We start from the raw sequence: 2518 nt of genomic DNA, 5'->3' as shown, positions 1-2518 counted from the left end.
ATTTATATAGGGCTTAATAGAACAAGGAAGGAAATACATACATGTATATAATAGATAAATAGAATGGAACATGTATAGAGACAAAGGAGAGAAAAGATGACGTGTCAAAAACAAGGGTTACAATTTAATAACGATAGAAAGAGGGACAGAAGATGAAAATGAAGCATGCTTTTGGTCCTATAATTTTAGCGTGTGTGCTTTTTTTCATTATCATTCTAATCCCATCGAAAAGTTTAGTATCGCTTATTAGTGATAAGAAGGTAGAAGATGCGGCAACTTCTTTACAAAAAGAGAAATTACAAAGTGTTTTCTTACAGCAAAAAATGTTAGAGAATTCACAGTATTTACCGATGTACGGTTCATCAGAATTTTTACGAATGGATGCATATCATCCGTCTAATTATTTCAAAGTAAATCCAGCTGGTTTTACACCGTTTTTAATTGGAACTGGCGGTACACAAAGCTTAGCTCATATTTTAAATATGACATCTACTATGGATGAATTAGAAGGTAAAAAAGTAGTCTTTGTTCTTTCACCACAATGGTTTACAAAGACTGGTGTCTCACAAGGGGATTTCACTAATAATTTCTCCAAACAACAAGCATATCATTTTATTTTTAATGATGAGATAAATCCAGAAATGAAGAAGCAAATCGCGAAACGGCTATTAGATTATAAAGTTGTTCAAGAAGATGATATATTAAAAAATTCATTAGAAGGTATTGTATATAATGATACAAAACATAACATAAAAGCAGGTTTAGCTAAACCACTTGCTTATATGCATCGAAATATTTTAGATCATAGAGATTTATTTAACTCTTTATTTAAAATCGAACCGATGAAAGAGAAAACAAATATCGGACTTCGTTCAATTTCTTGGGAAGATGCACGTAAACACGCGGAACAAGAAGGGAAAGCTGAGTCTACTACAAATACATTCGGAATTGAAAATCCGTATTATCATAAGAATAATCTGAAGAAAAAACTAAAAGGTTTAAAAAACTTTAGAGCAAATGAAACATATGATGAATCACCAGAATATGATGATTTACAAATTATTTTAGATTTATTTAAAGAGAAAAATGTCAAACCACTCTTTATTTCTGTACCTGTAAATGGGCCTTGGTATGATTATACTGGATTCCCGAAAGAACGCCGTGAAGTGTATTATAAAAAAGTTCGAGAACAGGTTGAGAAAGCAGGATATCCAGTAGTTGATTTCTCTGGTCATGAATATGATAAGTATTTCTTAAAAGATACGATTCATTTGGGCTGGAAAGGTTGGATTTATTTTGATGAAGCAGTGCATAAATTTAATTCTGAGAAATAAAGTATAGAAATCGGAATGGCTATGAGCCGTTCCGATTTTTTTAGTATAGAGGATTTTGGTGAGGACAATTTGGGAATGCATGTATATCTTGAATCTGTCTATAATCATAATGTTTCATTGCGAACTGGGATTGATAAAGGTATTCATACACATATAATTGACCATCATGAGCTGAACATAATACACCAGAAGTTCCTTGCCCATTTATGAAGGAAATACCGATAGGGCGTCCGATTAAGTATGGTATTTTTTGCTGCCAATGCATAGGGGAATCACTCCTTTTTGAGATAATATACGAAAGAAATGATCAAACGGTTGCTTATCCATGTAAATGTAGATGGAAAGGTGTTATATAATTCTTGAAGATTAATTCATATATAAATAAAAAACCGCTATAACTCCGAATGAATTTATAGCGGTTTTTGTTATATACTTAAGCAAGATTTTTACGCTTTTTTGTCCATTTTTTTATAACGAAGTATAAAAGTATAAGTACGACGCCACCAATTGCGAATGATTTCACATAAGGACTAGCAATATCGTTAATATTTTCCCAATTTTCACCTAGTTTTTCACCTAAATAAATGAAAATAATAGACCAAGGGATAATCGCAAGTGCTGTTAATGTAGTGAAACGTAGTAAAGGCATTTTTGTAATACCAGCAGGAATTGAAATCGCATGACGCACTACTGGAATGAAGCGTGCTGTAAAAATGACGCCAGTTCCGTAACGATTAAACCAATCTTCTGCAGCATCTATTTGTTTTTTATGTATGAAAATATATTTTCCATAACGTTCTAATATAGGGCGTCCGCCGTATCGTCCAAGCCAATAAATAAAGATTTGGGCAATAACACCGCCAATTGTACCGAATACAACTGCGCCTACAAATGAGATACTTCCATTGAATACTAAGTATCCTGCATAAGCAAGGACAATTTCACTTGGGATAATCTCAATCATAAGTCCAAGCATAATGCCCCAATAACCTAATCCTTCAAAAAACGTTAATACTGAATGAATAAAACTACTTAACATTGTTGCACCTTCTAGTTTATGAATTTTTGAGTATAAGAACCTTTTATTTAATTACGTAAAAGGTTCACTATATGTAGATTATACCTTATTTACATAGGGGATTGCTATTTCAATTCTTTTATGTCTCTCATAAGTATTATAGTAA

General features: G+C 32.2%; 3 protein-coding genes. 1 reads left to right on the top strand and 2 read right to left on the bottom strand.

Going from position 1 to position 2518, the window contains the following annotated elements; all coding sequences use genetic code 11:
- Positions 1–152: 152 nt before the first annotated feature.
- Positions 153–1334 carry a D-alanyl-lipoteichoic acid biosynthesis protein DltD gene (gene dltD, locus ACQGS6_RS26355; RefSeq protein WP_000782299.1) on the top strand — a complete coding sequence of 394 codons (1182 nt, stop codon included), beginning with the start codon at positions 153–155 and terminating at the stop codon, positions 1332–1334.
- A 40-nt stretch (positions 1335–1374) separates the two neighbouring features.
- Here dltD and ACQGS6_RS26350 read toward each other — a convergent pair whose 3' ends face one another.
- Both ACQGS6_RS26350 and ACQGS6_RS26345 read right to left on the bottom strand, forming a co-directional pair.
- Entirely contained in the window at positions 1375–1599 is a 225-nt protein-coding gene (locus ACQGS6_RS26350; RefSeq protein WP_000558693.1) for a hypothetical protein, read from the bottom strand.
- Between the two features lie 168 nt (positions 1600–1767).
- Positions 1768–2373 (bottom strand): DedA family protein, encoded by a 606-nt coding sequence (locus tag ACQGS6_RS26345; protein WP_000952916.1) that lies wholly within the window; start codon positions 2371–2373, stop codon positions 1768–1770.
- Between the last annotated feature and the right edge of the window lie 145 nt (positions 2374–2518).

The sequence above is a fragment of the Bacillus sp. GMs2/2 genome (assembly GCF_050172095.1).
Taxonomy (GTDB): Bacteria; Bacillota; Bacilli; order Bacillales; family Bacillaceae_G; genus Bacillus_A; species Bacillus_A cereus.
The sequence above is the reverse complement of the archived record's forward strand: the minus strand, read 5'-3'. Positions and strand labels throughout refer to the sequence as shown.